The 18,516-nt window shown below is 58.1% G+C and carries 15 protein-coding genes, 1 tRNA gene and 4 pseudogenes; 9 read left to right on the top strand and 11 right to left on the bottom strand.

Annotation, left to right across the window (positions count from 1 at the left end):
- The 3 pseudogenes from ACQZ48_RS22435 to ACQZ48_RS22445 form a co-directional block, all read left to right on the top strand.
- Positions 1–86: pseudogene (locus tag ACQZ48_RS22435) on the top strand (IS5/IS1182 family transposase); the annotation flags it as partial.
- Between the two features lie 99 nt (positions 87–185).
- Positions 186–529: pseudogene (locus ACQZ48_RS22440) on the top strand (IS3 family transposase); the annotation flags it as partial.
- Positions 520–1,168 (top strand): annotated as a pseudogene (locus ACQZ48_RS22445) (hypothetical protein); the annotation flags it as partial. The pseudogenes ACQZ48_RS22440 and ACQZ48_RS22445, both read left to right, overlap by 10 nt.
- A 418-nt stretch (positions 1,169–1,586) precedes the next feature.
- Here ACQZ48_RS22445 and ACQZ48_RS22450 read toward each other — a convergent pair.
- Both ACQZ48_RS22450 and ACQZ48_RS22455 read right to left on the bottom strand, forming a co-directional pair.
- Positions 1,587–2,894: an Nramp family divalent metal transporter gene (locus ACQZ48_RS22450; RefSeq protein WP_205635500.1), complete on the bottom strand. Its 1,308-nt coding sequence runs from the start codon at positions 2,892–2,894 to the stop codon at positions 1,587–1,589.
- 132 nt (positions 2,895–3,026) lie between these two features.
- Complete coding sequence (locus ACQZ48_RS22455) at positions 3,027–3,974, bottom strand: dihydrodipicolinate synthase family protein (protein WP_165691241.1); 948 nt, start codon at positions 3,972–3,974, stop codon at positions 3,027–3,029.
- 150 nt (positions 3,975–4,124) lie between these two features.
- Between ACQZ48_RS22455 and ACQZ48_RS22460 the strand changes: the two genes are divergently transcribed.
- Both ACQZ48_RS22460 and ACQZ48_RS22465 read left to right on the top strand, forming a co-directional pair.
- Positions 4,125–5,171, top strand: a complete 1,047-nt coding sequence (locus ACQZ48_RS22460) for a LacI family DNA-binding transcriptional regulator (RefSeq protein WP_443387494.1) — start codon at positions 4,125–4,127, stop codon at positions 5,169–5,171.
- A 771-nt stretch (positions 5,172–5,942) separates the two neighbouring features.
- Positions 5,943–6,344, top strand: a pseudogene (locus ACQZ48_RS22465) (transposase); the annotation flags it as partial.
- Positions 6,345–6,509: 165 nt separating this feature from the next.
- On the opposite strand, the gene ACQZ48_RS22470 reads toward ACQZ48_RS22465, so the two are convergent.
- Together ACQZ48_RS22470 and cpdR are read right to left on the bottom strand one after the other, a co-directional pair.
- Positions 6,510–6,584 (bottom strand) — tRNA-Val (locus ACQZ48_RS22470).
- Positions 6,585–6,665: 81 nt separating this feature from the next.
- Positions 6,666–7,028 carry a cell cycle two-component system response regulator CpdR gene (gene cpdR / locus ACQZ48_RS22475; protein WP_003497910.1) on the bottom strand — a complete coding sequence of 121 codons (363 nt, stop codon included), beginning with the start codon at positions 7,026–7,028 and terminating at the stop codon, positions 6,666–6,668.
- Between the two features lie 181 nt (positions 7,029–7,209).
- Between cpdR and ACQZ48_RS22480 the strand changes: the two genes are divergently transcribed.
- Positions 7,210–8,094, top strand: a complete 885-nt coding sequence (locus ACQZ48_RS22480) for an N-formylglutamate amidohydrolase (RefSeq protein WP_448729491.1) — start codon at positions 7,210–7,212, stop codon at positions 8,092–8,094.
- A gap of 318 nt (positions 8,095–8,412) precedes the next feature.
- Positions 8,413–9,189, top strand: coding sequence for a histidinol-phosphatase (gene hisN / locus ACQZ48_RS22485; protein WP_448729492.1), 777 nt, complete (start codon positions 8,413–8,415; stop codon positions 9,187–9,189).
- Positions 9,190–9,209: 20 nt separating this feature from the next.
- Here hisN and ACQZ48_RS22490 read toward each other — a convergent pair whose 3' ends face one another.
- Positions 9,210–10,151 (bottom strand): alpha/beta fold hydrolase, encoded by a 942-nt coding sequence (locus ACQZ48_RS22490; RefSeq protein ID WP_077983611.1) that lies wholly within the window; start codon positions 10,149–10,151, stop codon positions 9,210–9,212.
- A gap of 379 nt (positions 10,152–10,530) precedes the next feature.
- Here ACQZ48_RS22490 and hspL point away from each other — a divergent pair, with 379 nt between their 5' ends.
- Complete coding sequence (gene hspL / locus ACQZ48_RS22495; RefSeq protein ID WP_003519731.1) at positions 10,531–11,013, top strand: heat shock protein HspL; 483 nt, start codon at positions 10,531–10,533, stop codon at positions 11,011–11,013.
- 65 nt (positions 11,014–11,078) lie between these two features.
- Here the strand turns inward: hspL and ACQZ48_RS22500 are convergent, their stop codons facing one another.
- Positions 11,079–12,098, bottom strand: coding sequence for a bile acid:sodium symporter family protein (locus ACQZ48_RS22500; protein WP_448729493.1), 1,020 nt, complete (start codon positions 12,096–12,098; stop codon positions 11,079–11,081).
- Between the two features lie 98 nt (positions 12,099–12,196).
- On the opposite strand from ACQZ48_RS22500, the gene ACQZ48_RS22505 reads away from it, so the two are divergent.
- Positions 12,197–13,057, top strand: coding sequence for a LysR family transcriptional regulator (locus tag ACQZ48_RS22505; protein ID WP_077983255.1), 861 nt, complete (start codon positions 12,197–12,199; stop codon positions 13,055–13,057).
- A 5-nt stretch (positions 13,058–13,062) separates the two neighbouring features.
- On the opposite strand, the gene glpK is transcribed toward ACQZ48_RS22505, so the two are convergent.
- The 5 genes from glpK to ACQZ48_RS22530 all read right to left on the bottom strand — a co-directional run bounded on the left by glpK (position 13,063) and on the right by ACQZ48_RS22530 (position 18,514).
- A complete protein-coding gene (gene glpK / locus ACQZ48_RS22510) occupies positions 13,063–14,562 on the bottom strand; it encodes a glycerol kinase GlpK (RefSeq protein ID WP_077983263.1) in 1,500 nt (499 codons plus the stop codon).
- Between the two features lie 69 nt (positions 14,563–14,631).
- On the bottom strand, positions 14,632–16,353 hold the full coding sequence (locus ACQZ48_RS22515) for an ABC transporter substrate-binding protein (protein WP_077983254.1): 1,722 nt from the start codon (positions 16,351–16,353) through the stop codon (positions 14,632–14,634).
- 74 nt (positions 16,354–16,427) lie between these two features.
- Positions 16,428–16,721, bottom strand: a complete 294-nt coding sequence (locus tag ACQZ48_RS22520; protein WP_173991278.1) for a DUF2160 domain-containing protein — start codon at positions 16,719–16,721, stop codon at positions 16,428–16,430.
- Positions 16,722–16,723: 2 nt separating this feature from the next.
- A complete protein-coding gene (locus ACQZ48_RS22525) occupies positions 16,724–17,644 on the bottom strand; it encodes a carbohydrate ABC transporter permease (protein ID WP_077983252.1) in 921 nt (306 codons plus the stop codon).
- 3 nt (positions 17,645–17,647) lie between these two features.
- Positions 17,648–18,514 (bottom strand): carbohydrate ABC transporter permease, encoded by an 867-nt coding sequence (locus ACQZ48_RS22530; protein ID WP_077983251.1) that lies wholly within the window; start codon positions 18,512–18,514, stop codon positions 17,648–17,650.
- Positions 18,515–18,516: the final 2 nt, after the last annotated feature.

Genomic DNA, 18,516 nt, shown 5'->3' on the forward strand with positions numbered 1-18,516 from the left:
TCGCCACGCGCTACGACAAGCGCCCGGAAAACTATCTCGCAGCTGTCAAACTCGTCGCCGCAAGAATCTGGTGTCAGAGTTTATGAGTCGACGGCCTAGGTCGCTCTCCAGTCGAGGCGCGCGGCTTCATGATGGACTTGCTTCGGAAAAGTGGAGAGGTTTTCTTGAGTTGAAAGGAAACCGTTATGACGAAGAAAGTGGCCTCTACGAAAGAATACGAGCGTGAGGCTGTTCGCGTGGCCGAAACGAACGGGCGTACGCGGCGCGAGGTTGCTGATGATCTTGGAATCGGGCTGTCGACACTGACGCGATGGCTTAGCCGAAGCGGGGATGTGGCTATGGATGATCCCGGACGTCGTGAAGGCGATGAAGATAAGGCGGCTGAACTCAAACGGCTGCGGCGGGAGAATGAGATTTTGCGTCAGGAGCGGGATATTCTGAAGAAGGCGACGGCTTTTTTCGCCAAGGAGGGAAGTCGAGGAGGCCCCGCTTCATCGATCAGGCGGGAAAAGAGGTCCCCGCACATCGCCACCGCTTCTGAATGGCCATATCGACTGGACGATGATCAGTCAGGCCCGTGGGATCGAAGCCCAGCTGACGGCAGAACTGAAAAAGCAGCTCCGGCCAGGCTTGGATGCAATCATCCGCTGGCTCGGCGCACCACCAACAGCCGAAGAACGACGACCGCCAAAGTCGACAGTTAGCTCGGGCAAGATGGCGCCCGCCAGGAAGGCAGCTTCTGCATCCTCAACCAGGAAGCCGCAATGCGCGGCAACCGACGGTGCCTTTGCCCGGTCTGCGTCGACACAGCGCGGGCCTGCACCAAAAGCAATAAGGCCCTTTCCCGGAAGCACTATTTGAAGCGACAAATGATCCGGCGAGCTTTCAGGACGCATTGATATACCATATGTGTCGTTTCGGTGACACATATTGGCAGCTCCACCGCGCTGTTGTTCATCTGGATGAGACATTCGATAACAAGACGCTGCTATCCTGGATGCAGGGGGAGCGCGTGCCCTGCTCCGTTGCCAGCTTTAATATCCTGCGCCGCATTGAGCGGCGCTATCGGTTGCAGGAAGGATATTTCAAGGACAAGCTACCGCACCAGGCGCGCTCGCTTTATGGTCATGATCTCGGCGATATCAGCCCGGTTGAGCGATGGCGCTTGTAGCTGACTGGCGAGGTGTTCATGCATGTGCGTCTATCGCAACCGCTCCTCACAAGGCGTTACCGTGACATCGCCCCATCGAGGGCCGTCAAGAAGCGTAGCGTGTCGTCGTCCAGCCCTGGGCGGCGCTGCGCCGCAGCGCCTCATCTAGCGATGTCGCGGACGTTAGCACGGCCACCGAAATAGCAGTTCTCCGTCTTGAACGGAGACAAACGCGGGGCACCGCAGTTTTCTCGCGCGCCTACGACAATCTAAAAATTCGTCGCAATCGACGCAGTCGCCGACAGATCAAAAACTCGGTAATCAAGAACAAGCGGATGAGATCCAACGCCTACAATTCGGAGCAGACACCGAAGGCTGATAAATGTGAACATGCACGGGGCTCAACCCCGTGCATGTAGTGAGCCAGTTGACGCCTTCAACTGCCAAGCATGCCCGACAGCTTGTAGATGAGAAGTCCGCTTGCAGCCAGGATGGACAGAAAACCGCAGACGCCGAGCACGTTCTGAAAAGGCTTGTTGCGCAGCGTGCCCATCTCCCGACGATTGGAGATGATCATCAGCAGGCCCGCCAGGAACGGTGCCACCAATACCGTCATTGCCTGGGCGAAGATAATCAACTGGACACGTGACCCGGGTGCAAGCACGACCACCAGAGCGCCGAAGGCGAGTACGCATCCGACCAGAATTTTCGTCCGCAGGGCATCGAACGAACCGCCCCAACCAACGCCATCGGAGAGTAGCGTCCCGCCCGCGGTTGAATTGGCGAGCATGGACGAGAAGGCGGCGGCGAAGAAGCCAAGGACAAAGAGCGTGCTGCCGACGGACCCCGCCAACGGTTGAAACACATTGGCAAGCTGCATCAGTGTCTGCACACGCTCCCCCGTATGGCCGAGCACAGCGGCCGCGACCATGATCACGAGGCAGGTCATTATGCCGGGCGCAATAATGCCCGGGAGCGTGTCGGTGACCGTCGAGTCCCGGTACTGGTCGGCGCGCGTCCCCTTGGCACGCGTAGCGTAGCTGGTGAAGAACGCCGCATTGATGGAGAAGTTTGTCCCTACAAGGGCGATAATCAGGAGTTGGGCGCCTGGGGGGAAGCTTGGAATGACACCGGTCGCGCTGGCGACCCAATCGGGTCGTGCGAGGATGGCACTGCAGACAAAGCCAATTGCCATCATCGCGACGAGAGCAAGCAGGATGCGCTCCACAACGCTGTATACGTTGCGCATCAGCAGGATGAACCCGACGGCAAAGCTGCAAACGAGCGTCCACAGGATCGATGAGCCCCCAAAAAGCATGGAGAGCGCAAGACCTGAACCCGCGGCATTTCCGACGGAAAAGCAAAGAGTAATGAAAAAGACACTGATACCGGCCAGCACACCGACGGGCTTGCCCAACGTGTCCTTGATCGTTTGAATTACAGAGCCGCGGGCGATGATACCGATACGCACGCTCATGTCGGTGAAGGCGATCATCAAGATCGTCGACAAGACGATTACCCAGATCAGTGAATAGCCATAGGCGCTGCCAGCCTCCACGGCCGAAGTCAGATTGCCGGGACCAAACTGCCAGGCGCCAGCAACGAAAGCCGGACCTATAAGGGCCAGGCGTTTGCTCCAGGTCAAGGCAGACGGTTTCGAATTCTCGACAGCTGCGGCGCGCATGGCCGGCAGCACGGAATCATTTTGCTCACGCACAGGCGTGTCCTCCTCCTCGAGCCACATACACACTTCGTCCTCCCGAAACGTGCGGTGGCGTGACATCCAACTTGATACAGCTCCTTCACGCTGTGCGTCGATCCTGCATCAAATACGGGCGAACTGGCCCCGCGTCGCCAGGAGCACGGGGCCGCGTTCTTATTCGGCGGCGATCAAGTCCTTGGCTCGACCGATTCCGGCAGCTTCAAACGCGGCGAAGATCTCAGCTTCCGCTTTTTCGCCCAGGTTCTTCAGCGGCTCGCGGATCGTTGCATGGTCGAGCACGCCGCGATGCACGAGGCCGAGCTTGAGTGCAACGGTGCCTTCCATATGCGAACCGCGGTGGTAGACGGCACGAGTGATTGGCAACAGACGCTCGAAGATTTCGCGAGCACGGGAATAATCCTGTGCCTTGCCGGCTGCAATCAGGTCGATGAGAAGCTCTGGAGCGATGTTGCCATATCCAACAAGCAGACCGTCGACATCGAACATAGTGGGAAGCAGCCACTCGTCATGGCAGCTGAGGATCTGAAGGTTCGAATTTGCCTTCTTGAGCTCAGGAATCTCGACGTACCACCGTTTCATATTGCGCACGCCGTTTTTGGTCGCGACAACGCCATCCTGCGTAGCGATCGCAAGCTGAGTATCCAGGTCGTAGCTTGCCCTGGTCGCATCCGGATACTGGAACAGGATGCACTGAAGCCCGGATTCCTGCCAGATCGCCTTATAGCGATCCTGCGGCGCGCCTTTCTGGAAGCCGAAGCGCAGCCAACCGTGATTGGGATAGACCAGCGCGCCGGTTGCCCCAGCAGCCTTGCACTTCTTTGCCTCTTCGGCTGCAACCTTCGTGCCTTCGCCAGTAATGCCGGCGATAATCGGAACCGCGCCATCGACGGCTTCGACGTAGGTTCTGACGAGCTTCAGGCGCTCTTCCTCGGTCAGGAAAGTGCCCTCCCCAGCGTGACCAAGAATGACTAGGCTCTTCACGCCATCCATGCTGACCAACCACTTGGCCAGGCGAGCATTGGCCGCGTAGTCGACTTCACCGTCGCGGGTGAAAACGGTTACCGGAGCGGGGCTCAGACCTCTCAAATCCATTGCTTGCATCGAACATCTCCTCCTGTTGTGCTCGCTGCCACTACTAAAGCAGCGTTGGGATCGTTATCGGGAACGTTCCCACTATCGTTTCCGAATATGTTGGAGTCAATCCCCATTTTGGTGCATGATCACGGTGCAGAATATTGATTGGTGCCAGTAATGAGCGACTTTGAGACAAAGACGGACGAGACGAGCCGACAGACACGGGTGACAATAATCGATGTCGCATTGGCCGCGGGGGTATCGAAGTCCACAGTATCGCGCATACTCGACGAACGGCTGCCGCGCTCGGACAACGACACAGCGCGCCGGGTGCGAAAAATTGCAGAAGACATGGGCTACGTACGCGATGTGTCCGCCGCAAGTTTGCGGCGTGGGAGCACGCAGACAATCGGGGTCATCGTGCCACGACTGACGGATACCGTCATGGCCATGCTTTACGAAGCGCTGACCAAAGCATGCAGCCGAAATGGCCGTTTTGCTATCGTAGCGACGACAGACGACCAGCCCGGTGCAGATCGTCTCGCCGCCGAATCGCTTTTGAAGCGGGGTGTAGACGGCCTGATCCTTTCGACGGCGCGGGAGGGCGACGATTTTGCAGATACGTTGGTGGAGAGGGGCATTCCCTTTGTACTGGCCTTGCGTACCGATGGCAGAAATCTCTCGGCCATAGGTGACGATCGGCTAGGGGGCTATCTGGCGACACGACATTTGCTCGATCTTGGGCATCGTAAGATCGGAGTGATTGCCGGCCCGTCCTATGCCTCCAGTGCCCGCCGGCGCCTCGAAGGTTATCGCCAGGCCTTTGACGAGGCTGGCCTCGCCGTGCACCCGGATTGGATCGTACCCTCAACCTTCGGAATAGATGCAGGAGCGCACGCAGGCGAAACGTTGATGCGGCTGAAAGACAGGCCATCGGCGATTTTTGCCGTCAACGACAATACGGCAATTGGCGCCCTATCAAGCTTATCGCGCCTGGGTCTTTCAGTTCCGGATGATGTGTCAATAGTTGGCTATAACGACATTCCAATCGTCAGTCATCTGCCGACCTCACTGACAACGGTGCGTGTACCTTTCGAACAAATCGCCTCTAATGCACTCGACTTGCTGACACACGGTGCCGCATCTGCAGATGACCGCATTCGCTTGTCAGCTCCGACCCTCATCCCACGTAAATCAACCTCCCTCGTCGGACTTCGACGCTGATCAACACACGTGTGTTCCGTGAGTGTTAACGACGGCGGAGCGATTACGAGGTAAGCGGTCTTGATTGGAATCGAGCCCGCGACCATCACATCTGTAAGTGGAGCCCTTGATTTCAATGATAAAAAACTTAACTTGCAAACAGGTGTATGTTCCCAATATGTTCCAGGCTGGACGGCGGGGACGTTGTTAGACGCCTGGAATTCGATGACGGATCGCCGGCGCTATTTCACTGAGCCGCGCTGATTAGGAAAATATTGTAGCTTTCATCGCGCGATCGCATCCGAGGCCGACAGGGACACAAGACCACAGCTGATGAAATGCGTGCTGAGGTTGACAAGGCCCGGTCCCGCAAATCCCGAGGAGCAAATGTTGCTATTCCACTCGGGGCGCCTCGAGCATCGTCTGGGCCTTGCTGATCCGGAAGCAATCCTACGCAGCGGCGGTTGCGTAATACCTATCCACATTCGAGGCATATCTTCTCGAAGTGGTTTGCATGAGGACTGGGTATTGATGACGCACCGGTCGAACAGGGGATTGGGACAACCCTTCCAAGCCAAGCGCTTCGTGCGCATAGAGGTGATTGGGATCCAATCTGCGGACTTCATCAAGGCCCGCGGCCACATGTGCGCCGCAGGTCGAGGCCTGACACATGGCTGCACCCGACCGCATCGAAACTTACTTTTTCCACTTACAAAAACGGGGCCGTCCACACATGGCTCGGGAAATCTGCACCGATAGGATAAGTGGAATTTCTGCCTGACTTCAGCTTCGATGCCAGGAACAGGAGATAGCACGACGAGACGACCGCGCCGGAACCATAGCCTGGCTCTCAAGGCAAAGGTGGCGCTCGCTACGATCCGCGGCGAGCAGACTCTGGTGGAATTATCGCAGCAATTCGACGTGCACGCCAACCAGATCAAACAGTGGAAAGACCAGCTCCTTGAGGGGGCGACAGGCGTTTTCGGCGATGAAGCCAAAGCGGAACCGGCGGGTCCAACCGTCGACGTCAAAACGCTGCACGCCATGTGACAAACTGCGTTTGCACGGAGATCGGCGAACTGACACTGGAGAACGATTTTTATCCGGTGCGCTCGGCAAGGCAGGATTGCTGGGCGCAAAGAAATGATCGACCGCGGGCACAAACTGTCGGTCGCACGCCAGACAAAGCTTCTCGCGCCGGATTACTCGAGCGCAGGTCGAATGGCCATAGACGCTTATTCGAGTCACTTGGCTTGTGACCTACACTGTTCCAAGGCTAGTTCACGTGTCAGAAGCATGTCAGTCGCTAAAAATGAAAAATCCCCAGAAGGGGATTTTTCAATGATATCAAAATTCGGATGGTGGGCGTGACAGGGATTGAACCTGTGACCCCTACGATGTCAACGTAGTGCTCTCCCGCTGAGCTACACGCCCTCCGTGGCGGCGGATAGACCACAAAACCGGTTCATGCGTCAACTGCTTTTTTTCGGTTTTGTGAAGGTTTTTTGAGAGGCCTTACGCCACAAGGAGTTTGTTCACTTCATCCACGAGATCGCGCAGATGGAACGGCTTGGAAAGCACCTTGGCATCCTTCGGAGCCTTCGAATCGGCATTCAGCGCGACGGCTGCGAAGCCGGTGATGAACATCACCTTCAGGTCCGGGTCGAGTTCGGTGGCGCGCCGCGCCAGCTCGATGCCGTCCATTTCGGGCATGACGATATCAGTCAGCAGAAGCGAGAAAGGCTCTTCGCGAAGCCGGTCGTAGGCGCTGGCGCCATTGTCGAAGGAAGAAACCTTGTAACCGGCTTTTTCCAGCGCCTTGACGAGAAAGCGGCGCATATCATTGTCGTCTTCAGCGAGAAGAATTTTCTGATTCATCATAAGTGACCGTAACTACTCAATGTTTGGGATACCCTAGCCCGATTATAGGATTTTCACGGTAAATATCCTGTGAACACGTGAATCGGTATAGCGCTGCTTGGGCGATAGTATGGACTTGCCGCACCGTAACTGGCAACATGAACATCCCGATTGTTTGCGACATGGTAAATGGCACTGAATGGACTGGGTAACGGGTGAATATGAACTCTTCGAAGTAACGGAACCTGCCGTTCAGACCCTGCCATTCGTCTATAATTCCCCCCATAGCGGCCGCTGCTACCCCATCTCCTTCTTGGAATCGGCAAGGCTCGATTCGCATGAGATCCGCCGCTCCGAAGATCACTTCGTCGACGAGTTGTTCGCGGCGGCGCCGGAGATCGGCGCGCCGCTTCTTAAAGCGAATTTCCCGCGCGCCTATCTGGACGTCAATCGCGAGCCCTACGAACTCGATCCCCGCATGTTCGACGGCACGCTCCCGCCTTACGCCAATATCGGCTCCATGCGGGTCGCCGGCGGCCTGGGCACAGTGCCGCGCATCGTCGCCGAGAATATGGACATCTATGCCCACCGCCTGCCCGTCGACGAGGCGCTTTCGCGGATCGAGACGATTTACAAGCCCTATCATGCCTGTCTGCGCCGCCTGCTTTCACGCACCCACGCCAATTTCGGAATGGCGGTGCTGATTGACTGCCATTCCATGCCGGGCAATATTCGCGTCGCCGGCTCGAATCTGAGGCCGGATGTGATCATCGGCGATCGCTATGGCACCAGCGCATCCCAGGAAGTCTCCCGCGCCGCGCTGCATTTTCTCGAGGAGCTGGGTTTCGTCGCGGTCTGCAACAAACCCTATGCCGGCGGCTTCATCACCGAACATTATGGCCGGCCAATCCGCTCTCTCCATGCACTGCAGATCGAGGTCAACCGAGCGCTTTACGTGGATGAAAAAACGCTTTTGAAAAAAGCCGATTTTCCCGCCATTCAGGCGTCGCTTGAAATCTTCATGCGCCAGCTCGGCGCCTTCGTTTCCGAATACGCGGTAGAAACGTCGCTCGCTGCCGAATAGCAGCGCGAATCATCCGCTATTTCAATTTTTATCCCGTATCGTCTGGCGGCCCGCCGGACAAAAAAAACCGCGCCTTGGCGCGGTCAAGTCTAGGGAGGAAACACCCAAGGAGGGTATTTACAGTCAAAGACTGCAGGATCACGCTACGTAGTAATTGCACAATTGTCAATCATTTTTTTATGTGCATATTTTTTAGGCTTATGCTGAAAATATGGAAACACAGGCGCCGCCATTCGTATGAGTGGACGGCGGATGTGATTCCGGTCTATGCATTGCCCCACAAAATTCAGACCAAATATCCAGGCAATGAGGTTTCGCATGCTGCCCGACCGGGATTTCTTCTTCAAACTTGCCGATGCCGCCAGCGCAGAAACGCTCCCCCGCTTTCGCACGGGCATTGCCGTCACCAACAAGCAGGATGGCGGCTATGATCCGGTGACAGAAGGCGATCAGGCGGCAGAAACAGCTATTCGCGCGCTTATCGAACATCGTTTTCCGCAGCATGGCATTCTGGGCGAAGAACACGGCAATATTGGTCTCGACCGCGATCACATCTGGGTCATAGACCCGATTGACGGCACACGCGCCTTCATTTCTGGCGTGCCTGTCTGGGGCACGCTGATCGGTTTCCAGTCCGCCGGCCGCGCCACCATGGGCATAATGGACCAGCCTTTCACGAAGGAGCGTTATTTCGCCGATGGCGAAGCGGCCTGGTATTTCGGGCCGGATGGCGAGCGGAAAATCCACACGCGCGACTGTGCGTCGCTATCGGACGCCGTGCTGTTCACTACGACACCCCACATCTTTACTGCGGAAGAAAAGCCCTTCTACGAAAAAGTACAGGATCAGGTCCGCCTTTTCCGCTACGGCGTGGATTGTTACGCCTATTGCCTGCTTGCGGCCGGCCACGTCGATTTGGTGATCGAATCCGGCTTGAAGCCCTATGATGTCGGCGCGTTGATCCCTGTGATCGAGCAAGCCGGCGGCATCATGACGACCTGGGATGGCGGGCGTCCGGAAAATGGCGGGCGCATTCTGGCGGCCGGCTCCAAGGCCGTGCACGAAGAAGCTCTTGCCATTCTCTCGAAACTCTAGGCAGCCCGCTTAAGCGGCCATCACTCCGGCGCGAAAAAGGCGTCGATGGCCGCCAGCGCCTGTTTGCGGAAAACATCGCGCTCATGCAGCAATTCGTGGCGCGCACCGGTGATCGGAAGAAGCTGCGCTGCCCGGAAATTTCGTGAGAGTTCTTCCTGTGCCTTGTAGGGCGTAATGGTATCCAGCATCGGCGCCAGAATGAGGGTCGGAATGGTGATATTCGTCAGATGGTCCTGAGTGACCACCCGTCCCATGGTCTTCAGCGCCTCATAGACCCAGCGCGCCGTCGGCGCACCGATGAAAAGCTCCGGAAACTGCCTGTGCAGCGAGAGATTTCTTGCAAAACGTCTGGAGTCCGAGGTGAGCGGATTGCCGTCAAAATCCCGCTCGCGCTGATCCTTGCCGAGCTGAACCCGCCCGAGGCCAACGAGACTTAGAGCCGTCGCCACCACCCGAATGACGGATGAGGGGACGGATTGCTGGCTGTCCAGCTCGATGAAGGGCGAGCAAAGCGCCAGACGGTCGATCCGGTTCGACAGGCCGGGCGCGGCGGCAAGCGCTGCAAGCGCGCCGGTGGAATGCGCGATCATGAAGAACGGCAGCCGCGTATCCGGCAACACCACCTGTTCGAGAAAAAGACCGATATCACGCTGGTAGTCGGAGAACCTTCGCACATGCCCGGCGCCCGGTTTTTTCAGCAATCTTTCGGAACCGCCCTGCCCGCGCGTATCGAAGGTCGCAACCCAGAAACCCATGGCGGTGAGATCGCTCACCGTTTCGAAATATTTCTCGATACATTCGTTCCTGCCATGCAGCAGAACCACGGTTCCGCGGGCCACCTGGCGGCTGGCGCGAAAGATCGCATAGCGAAGCTGTTTGCCGCGATAGCCGGTAAAATATCCGACGGTATGGTTGTCGGGAACCGGGTTGTCTTCGCTGGCGCGCAATGTGGCTTCGATCATCGGTCTTTTCCGGCTTTTCTGCCTCTTCGGGATAGGTCGGCGGCGCGGGAAGGTCAAAGAAAAAATTGCCGGAACCGTCGGTTAAAGCAGTCGCGGTTCCGGCGAATAAGACAGAAGAAGAAGGGACGTTATTGCTTCTGTCCACGGAGAATGTCTCCGATGACCGATGTTTTATGGCTCTCAAACTGAACGATGCCGGAACCTGACGTTCAGCCATGGTTCATGTTGCTTTCGCCTTTTCACGCCCCCTTGACGCGGCGGCAAGCCATTCCCATCTCATTCATGCGGTCGCCAGAACGGGACCGCGCCACATGTCCGGCCGTCGCCAGAACGGGATGCCGGGCTTAACCGCAAACAGTCGCTTCTTAAGGAGGACACCATGCGTCACGTTGATTTTTCACCGCTCTATCGTTCCACCGTCGGCTTCGACCGTCTTTTCTCGATGCTTGACGGCCTCGGCCAGCCCGAGCAGGCCCAGTCCTACCCGCCCTACAATATCGAGCGGACCGGCGAGAACACCTATCGCATCACCATGGCCGTCGCTGGTTTCGATGAGAACGAACTCAGCATCGAATCCCGCGCCAATGCGCTGACTGTGAAAGCCGAGAAATCCGCGGATGAGAAATCCACGGAAGGCGAGTTTCTTTATCGCGGTATCGCCACGCGCGCTTTCGAGCGTCGCTTCCAGCTTGCCGACCACGTCGAAGTCCAGACCGCTTCCCTGAAGAACGGCCTGCTCCACATCGACCTCGTCCGCAATATTCCGGAAGCCATGAAGCCGCGCCGCATTGCGATCTCGTCCGACAGCGCAGATGCGCCGAAGACCATAGAAGCCCAGATTTCGCCGGCTCAGGTCAACTAAGCTTTCCTTCATGCAAAACGAACGGCCTCTTCATGGGGCCGTTTTATTTGCGGAGAACCCTCGCGTCAGCGGCTGGAAGCAGCCGCGCCGTCCGTGGCAACCGGTTCCGGCATCGCCGCTTTTTCATGGGCCTTGCGCGCGTAGCGCTGAGCCAGAACCGCGCAGACCATCAGCTGAATCTGATGAAAAAGCATGATTGGCAGGACGATCGCGCCGATGCTCTGGCCGGCGAAGATGGCGCCCGCCATGGGCACGCCGCTGGCGAGGCTCTTTTTCGAACCGCAGAAGGTGATGGTGATTTCATCGGCCTTGTCGAAACCCAGCAAACGGCTGCCGAACATCGTCACGCACAGAACAAGCGCCAGCAGCAGGATATTGATGACAATGACCACGCCAATATCCCTGAGCGAAAATGTGTGCCAGATGCCTTCGATAACCGCATCGGAAAAAGCGAGATAAACGACCATAAGGATGGAGCCGCGATCGACCGGCGCCAGCAATTTCTTGCGCGCCCTGATCCAGTCGCCGATCCACGGCTGCAAAACCTGACCGACGATAAAGGGCAGAAGCAGTTGCAGGAAGATTTGCAGAAACGCATCCAGCGAAAATCCACCGCCATGGCCGCCCACCGTAAACAGCAGGCCGACCAGCAGCGGGGTGAGGAACATGCCGAAAATATTCGAAGCGGAGGCAGAACAAATTGCCGCCGGCACGTTTCCGCCCGCCATGGAGGTGAAGGCAATGGAGGACTGCACGGTGGATGGCAGCACGCAGAGGAACAACATGCCCATATAAAGCGGGGCAGGCAGAATATTCTCGGGAATGAAACCGATCGCCACGCCGAGCAGCGGGAACAGGCCGAAGGTCACGAGAAGGATCGCCAGATGCAGGCGCCAGTGCAGGATACCGGCAATCACCACATCCCGGGAAAGCCGCGCGCCGTGGAGGAAGAACAACAAAGCGATCGCGAGTTTTGTCGCCAGCCCGAAATACTCCGCCGGCTCACCGCTGATCGGGAAAATGGAAGCCAAAAGTACGGTGGCCACCAGCATCATGGTGAAGCGATCAGGTAGGAAGCGGGTCATGGGATGTCTTTCCGGCATCGGTTTTGCTTGAAACGCGCGTTACTATCGCTCATCATGAATTCCGATGCAAAGATTAACAGTTATCGCGATTCAGGATAATGCTGAACCTTCAACATCTTGCGAGCTTCGTGATGCTTCACCAGACCGGCAGCTTCACGCTGGCGGCCGAACGGCTGGGGATTGGCCAGTCCACTGTCAGCCAGCATATTCAAAGGCTTGAGACCGCACTTGGCCGCCGGCTGATCGCGCGCAGCACCCATCAGGTAAAACTGACGGGTGAAGGTGAGGCGCTGCTGGGTTATGCTCGCAATATGCTGGAAATCGACAGCAAGGTGTCGTCACTGTTCAGCGAGAACCGTCTACGCGGACGGTTGAGGCTTGGCGTTTCAGAAGATTTCGTCGCCAGCCGGCTGACCGCCATTCTGGAAGAGTTCATCCGCCTTTATCCCCTCGTAGATCTGGAACTGACGGTTTCGCTGAGCGGCGTGCTTTACCAGATGCAGGACAATGGTGAACTGGATGTGGTGCTCGCCAAACGCCGTCTTGGCGACAAGCTCGGGCACTTTCTCTACCGCGAACCGCTCGTGTGGCTGGCGCGCGACCCGGAGCGGATGCTGAACCAGCCGGATGCGCTGCCGCTGATTGCCTTTCCGCCGCCGAGCATCACCCGAAAGGCGGCGCAGGAGGCGCTCGACCGGGCCGGCCTCGCCTGGCGGATCGTCTGCACCTGCGGCAGTCTCAGCGGGCTGACCGCGGCAGCAAGGGCGGGCATGGGCATTCTGGTGCAGCCGCGCAGCATGGCACCGGCAGGCCTGAAGGAAATTACCTCAGGCGTGCTACCGCCGCTGGAGGACGTGGAATTCGTGCTTCAACCAAGCAAGGGCGCGGATGCGAAGCTGGTGCGCGCACTTTCCGATCTCGTTTCCAGCAAGAGCATCGCACCCGGCAGTTTCGTGTAGCCTGTTCAATTCTCCCGTCGCGACAGGCAGCGGCCGACGCTATCGCGCCAGCCGGCAATGGCGTCTTTCCTTTCGGCCTCTTCCATTGCGGGGCTGAAACGGCGATCACGCCGCCAATGCTCGGCAAAGGCCTTGCGGTCCGGCCAGATGCCGGCGCGTGAGGCGGCAAGCCAGGCCGCTCCAAGAATGGTCGTTTCCAGAAAAACCGGCCGATCGACCGGTGCCGCAAGAATATCCGCCAGCCGCTGCATGGTCCAATCGGAAGCGACCATGCCGCCATCGACCCGGAGCACTGTCTTGCCGTTGTCACCCGCCCAGTCCTTGCGCATGGCGTCCAGCAGGTCGAAGGTCTGATAGGCGACGCTTTCCAGCGCCGCGCGGGCGAATTCCGCTGGACCGGTGCCACGCGTCAGCCCGAAAATCGCGCCACGGGCCTCCGCGTCCCAATAGGGCGCGCCAAGACCGGTGAAGGCCGGAACCAGATAGACACGCTGATGGGCGTCGGCCTTTTCCGCAAGTGCGCTAACCTCGGAAGCGACCGAGATGAAACCAAGCTCATCGCGCAGCCATTGCACGGCGGCACCGGCAATGAAAATGGAGCCTTCCAGCGCATAGGTGGTGACACCGTCGAGACGGTAAGCAATGGTCGTCAGCAGCCGGTTGGTCGAGGCGACGCGATCCGTGCCGGTATTAAGGAGCGCAAAGCAGCCCGTGCCGTAGGTGGATTTCATCATGCCCGGCTCGAAGCAGGCATTGCCGATGACGGCTGCCTGCTGGTCGCCGGCCACACCCAGGATCGGAATTTCCGCTCCCAGCAGCGACTTGTCGGTCACGCCGAAATCGGCGGCGCAATCCAGCACTTCCGGCAGCATGGCGCTGGGAATGTCGAGGATCGACAGAAGCTCATCGTCCCATGTATTTTCTTCGATATTGTAGATCAGCGTCCGCGAGGCATTTGTGGCGTCGGTGACATGGCGGCGGCCGCCAGTCAGGCGATAAATCAGGAAACTGTCGACAGTGCCGAAGCAGATTTCTCCCTTCACGGCTTTTTCGCGAAGACCGCTGACGCTGTCCAGAAGCCATTTCAGCTTCGTGCCGGAAAAATAGGGATCGAGCAACAGACCGGTCTTTTTCGAAAACAGCGGCTCAAGTCCCCGGCGTTTTAGATCCTCGCAGATGGGCGCGGCGCGCCGATCCTGCCAGACCACGGCCCGATGCACGGCCTCGCCCGTGTTCCTGTCCCACAGTACCGTCGTTTCGCGCTGGTTGGTAATGCCGATCGCCTCGATATCGGAGGCGGCGATGCCGGCATCGGCAAGCGCCAGCCGAATGGTTTCGAGCACGCTTCTCCAGATATCCTCGGCATCGTGTTCAACCCAGCCCGAGGCCGGGAAATGTTGCGGAAATTCTCGCTGCCCGACACCGATGACCCGCATGTCGCGATCAAAGACCATCGACCGTGTCGATGTCGTTCCCTGATCGATCGCCAGAATATAACCGCCCATCATGCCACTCCCTTTCAGACGCAATGACCGGGGCGGCAAGCCGCCCCGGTTTCAGATTTTACGCAGAAATCACTTCTGCCAGCTTTTGACCAGTTCGTCGTAGTTGACGGTGACCGGCTTTTCCTTTTCGTCGGCTATCTTCAGCTGCGGCGCCAGATTGCCCTTCGAAACGGCATCCTTGTTCCAGTATTCGATATCGTGCTCTTCCGCCAGCTTCGGGCCGATATCGCCCTGCACGCCAGCGCGTTCCAGACGGCTCATGACCTTTTCCTGCTCGGCGCAGAGAGAGTCCATCGCGGCCTGCGCGGTTTTCGCACCCGACGAAGCATCCCCGATCGCCTGCCACCACAATTGCGCCAGCTTCGGATAATCCGGAACGTTGGTGCCGGTCGGCGACCATTGCACGCGGGCCGGCGAACGATAGAACTCGATGAGACCGCCGAGCTTGGAGGCCCGGTCCGTGAAGCTCTTGTGGTGGATGGTGGTGTCGCGAATGAAGGTCAGGCCCACATGGCTCTTCTTCACATCCACGGTCTTGGAGGTCACGAACTGCGCGTAGAGCCAGGCGGCCTTGGCGCGGTCGTCGGGGGTGGATTTCATCAGCGTCCACGAACCCACATCCTGATAACCGAGTTTCATGCCGTCCTTCCAGTAGACGCCATGTGGCGAAGGTGCGACACGCCATTTCGGCGAACCGTCCTCGTTCACGACCGGCAGGCCGGGTTTGGCCATATCGGCGGTAAACGCCGTATACCAGAAGATCTGCTGGGCGATATTGCCCTGCGCCGGCACCGGACCGGATTCGGAGAAGGTCATGCCCTGCGCCTCCGGCGGCGCATATTTCTTCAGCCATTCAAGATATTTCTCGATGGAGTAGACCGAAGCCGGACCGTTGGTATCGCCGCCGCGCGCCACGCAGGAGCCGACCGGCTGCGACTTGTCGTTGACCTTGATGCCCCATTCATCGACGGGCAGACCATTCGGCAGGCCCTTGTCGCCGTTGCCGGCCATGGAAAGCCAGGCATCTGTGAAGCGCCAGCCGAGCGACGGGTCCTTCTTGCCATAGTCCATATGGCCGAAGACCTTCTTGCCGTCGACATCTCGGCCGGTGAAGAATTCGGCAATATCCTCATAGGCCGACCAGTTGACCGGCACGCCGAGGTCATACCCGTATTTAGCCTTGAAATCGGCCTTGTTCTTTTCATCGTTGAACCAGTCGTAACGGAACCAGTAGAGGTTCGCGAACTGCTGATCCGGAAGCTGGTAGAGCTTCTTGTCCGGCGCCGTCGTAAAGGCGCTGCCGATGAAGTCCTTAAGGTCGAGACCGGGATTGGTGACGTCCTTGCCTTCATTGGCCATGAAGTCGGTCAGGTTGCGCACCTGCTGGTAGCGCCAATGGGTGCCGATGAGGTCGCTATCGTTGACCCAGCCGTCATAAAGGTTTTGGCCGGTCTGCATCTGGGTCTGGATTTTTTCGACAACGTCACCCTCCTGGATCAGGTCGTGCGTGACCTTGATGCCGGTAATGGCGGTGAAGGCCGGGGCCAGAACCTTGGATTCGTATTCATGGGTCGTCAGAGATTCCGAAACGACCTTGATTTCCATGCCCGCAAAAGGTTTCGCGGCATCGACAAACCATTGCAGCTCCTTTTCCTGATCCGCACGGGAAAGGGACGACATGTCGCCGATTTCCTTGTCCAGAAACTGCTTTGCTTCCTCCATTCCGGCGAAAGCGGAACCCGTCATTGCCAGCAGCATGGCCGCCGTCGTCGTCATCAAATGCCGTCGCATATCAGTCCTCCCAAGGGTTTGCGATTGCATGAAGTCTACGGGTGCGGTTTTCCTCCGCCGCACCATTTCCTGCTCTAGACAAAACGGAAAACGCCGATGGCGTAGACCAAGGATAGAGCGAGAGCCCACCACAGGTTCGGGCCGACCAGCCCGAGCCATGCGAGATGAATGAAGGCGCTGCCGAGCAGCGAGATGAACAACCTGTCGCCCCGCGTGGTCTCGAAGCGCAACAGGCCGAAGCGAGGATTGCCGCCGGGCGAGAGTTGCTCCCACACCCACATGCCGACGAGCAGCACGGCGATAGCGCCGAAAAACGCACCCGTCTGCCAAGTCCACGCCATCCAGCTAAAATCGGGCATCTTCATCATGGTCAAACCCTCCCGAGCGCAAAGCCCTTGGCGATATAATTGCGCACGAACCAGATCACCAGCGCGCCGGGGATCAGCGTCAGCACGCCGGCGGCGGCAAGCAAGCCCCAGTCCATACCGGCGGCCGAAACGGTGCGCGTCATGGTCGCAGCGATCGGTTTTGCGTCCGTCGTCGTCAGCGTGCGAGCGATCAGAAGCTCGACCCACGAGAACATGAAGCTGAAGAAGCAGGCGACACCAATGCCGGAAGCGATGAGCGGCATGAAAATCTTCACGAAGAATTTCGGGAAGGAGTAGCCGTCAATATAGGCGGTCTCGTCGATTTCCTTCGGCACGCCGGACATGAAGCCTTCGAGAATCCACACCGCCAGCGGCACGTTGAACAGGCAATGCGCCAGCGCCACGGCTATATGCGTATCGATCAGCCCGAAAGCCGAATACAGCTGGAAGAAGGGCAGCGCGAAGACGGCGGGCGGCGCCATGCGGTTGGTCAAAAGCCAGAAGAACAGGTGCTTGTCGCCCAGAAAACGATAACGCGAGAAGGCGTAGGCCGCCGGCAGCGCAGCCGCGACCGAAATCACCATGTTCATCACGACATAGATGATTGAATTGATATAGCCCGAATACCAGGACGAATCGGTAAAGATCGTCCGGTAGTTCTGCAACGTCGGCTCATGCGGATAAAGCGTCATGGACGAGACGATTTCCGTGTTCGTCTTGAAGCTCATATTGACGAGCCAGTAGATCGGAACAAGCAGCAGCAGGATATAGATCGTCGGGACCAGCCAGGAAAAACGCGACGGCCCATGGCGGCGACGCCGCGCATTGACGGCAAGTCCGGATCGCCCCGTCGCATTCGCTCTCACCGGCGAACTGCCGATGCCGTTGCGCTCCACGCTTGTGGTGACATTCGAGGCGCTCATGTCTCAAGTCTCCGCGTCGTGGCTGGTCATGACGGTGTAGAACACCCAAGACAGCAGCAGGATGATGAGGAAGTAGATCAGCGACATGGCTGCCGCCGGCCCGAGGTCAAACTGGCCGAGCGCAACCTTAACGAGATCTATCGACAGGAAGGTCGTGGAATTGCCCGGGCCGCCGCCGGTGACGACGAAAGGCTCGGTATAGATCATGAAACTGTCCATGAAGCGAAGCAGGAAGGCGATCAGCAGTACCCGCTTCATCTTCGGCAGCTGGATGTACCGGAACACCGCAAAACGCGACGCGCCATCGATCCTTGCCGCCTGATAATAGGCGTCCGGAATGGAGACGAGACTGGCGTAACACAGAAGCACGACAAGGCTCGTCCAGTGCCAGACATCCATGATGACCACGGTGATCCACGCATCGACCGGATCGTTGACATAGTTGTAATCGAGCCCGAGTTGATTGGCGTAATAGCCGAGCAGACCGATATCGCTGCGGCCGAAAACCTGCCAGATCGTGCCGACGACATTCCACGGCACCAGCAGCGGCAGCGCCATTGTGACAAGGCAGACGGGCACGCCGATGCCGGACTTCGGCATCTTGAGCGCGATGAAGATGCCGAGCGGAATTTCAATCGCCAGAATAATGCCGGAAAACAAAAGGTTGCGGCCCAGCGCATCCCAGAAACGGGCGGAACGGAGAATGTCCTCGAACCATTGCGTTCCCGCCCAGAAGAACTGGTTATTGCCGAACGTATCCTGCACCGAATAATTGACGACGGTCATCAGCGGAATGACGGCGGAAAAGGCGACCAGCACCAGCACCGGCAGCACCATGAACCATGCCTTGTTGTTCCAGCTCTTTTCCATGG

The sequence above is a fragment of the Agrobacterium sp. 22-209-1 genome, assembly GCF_053522485.1.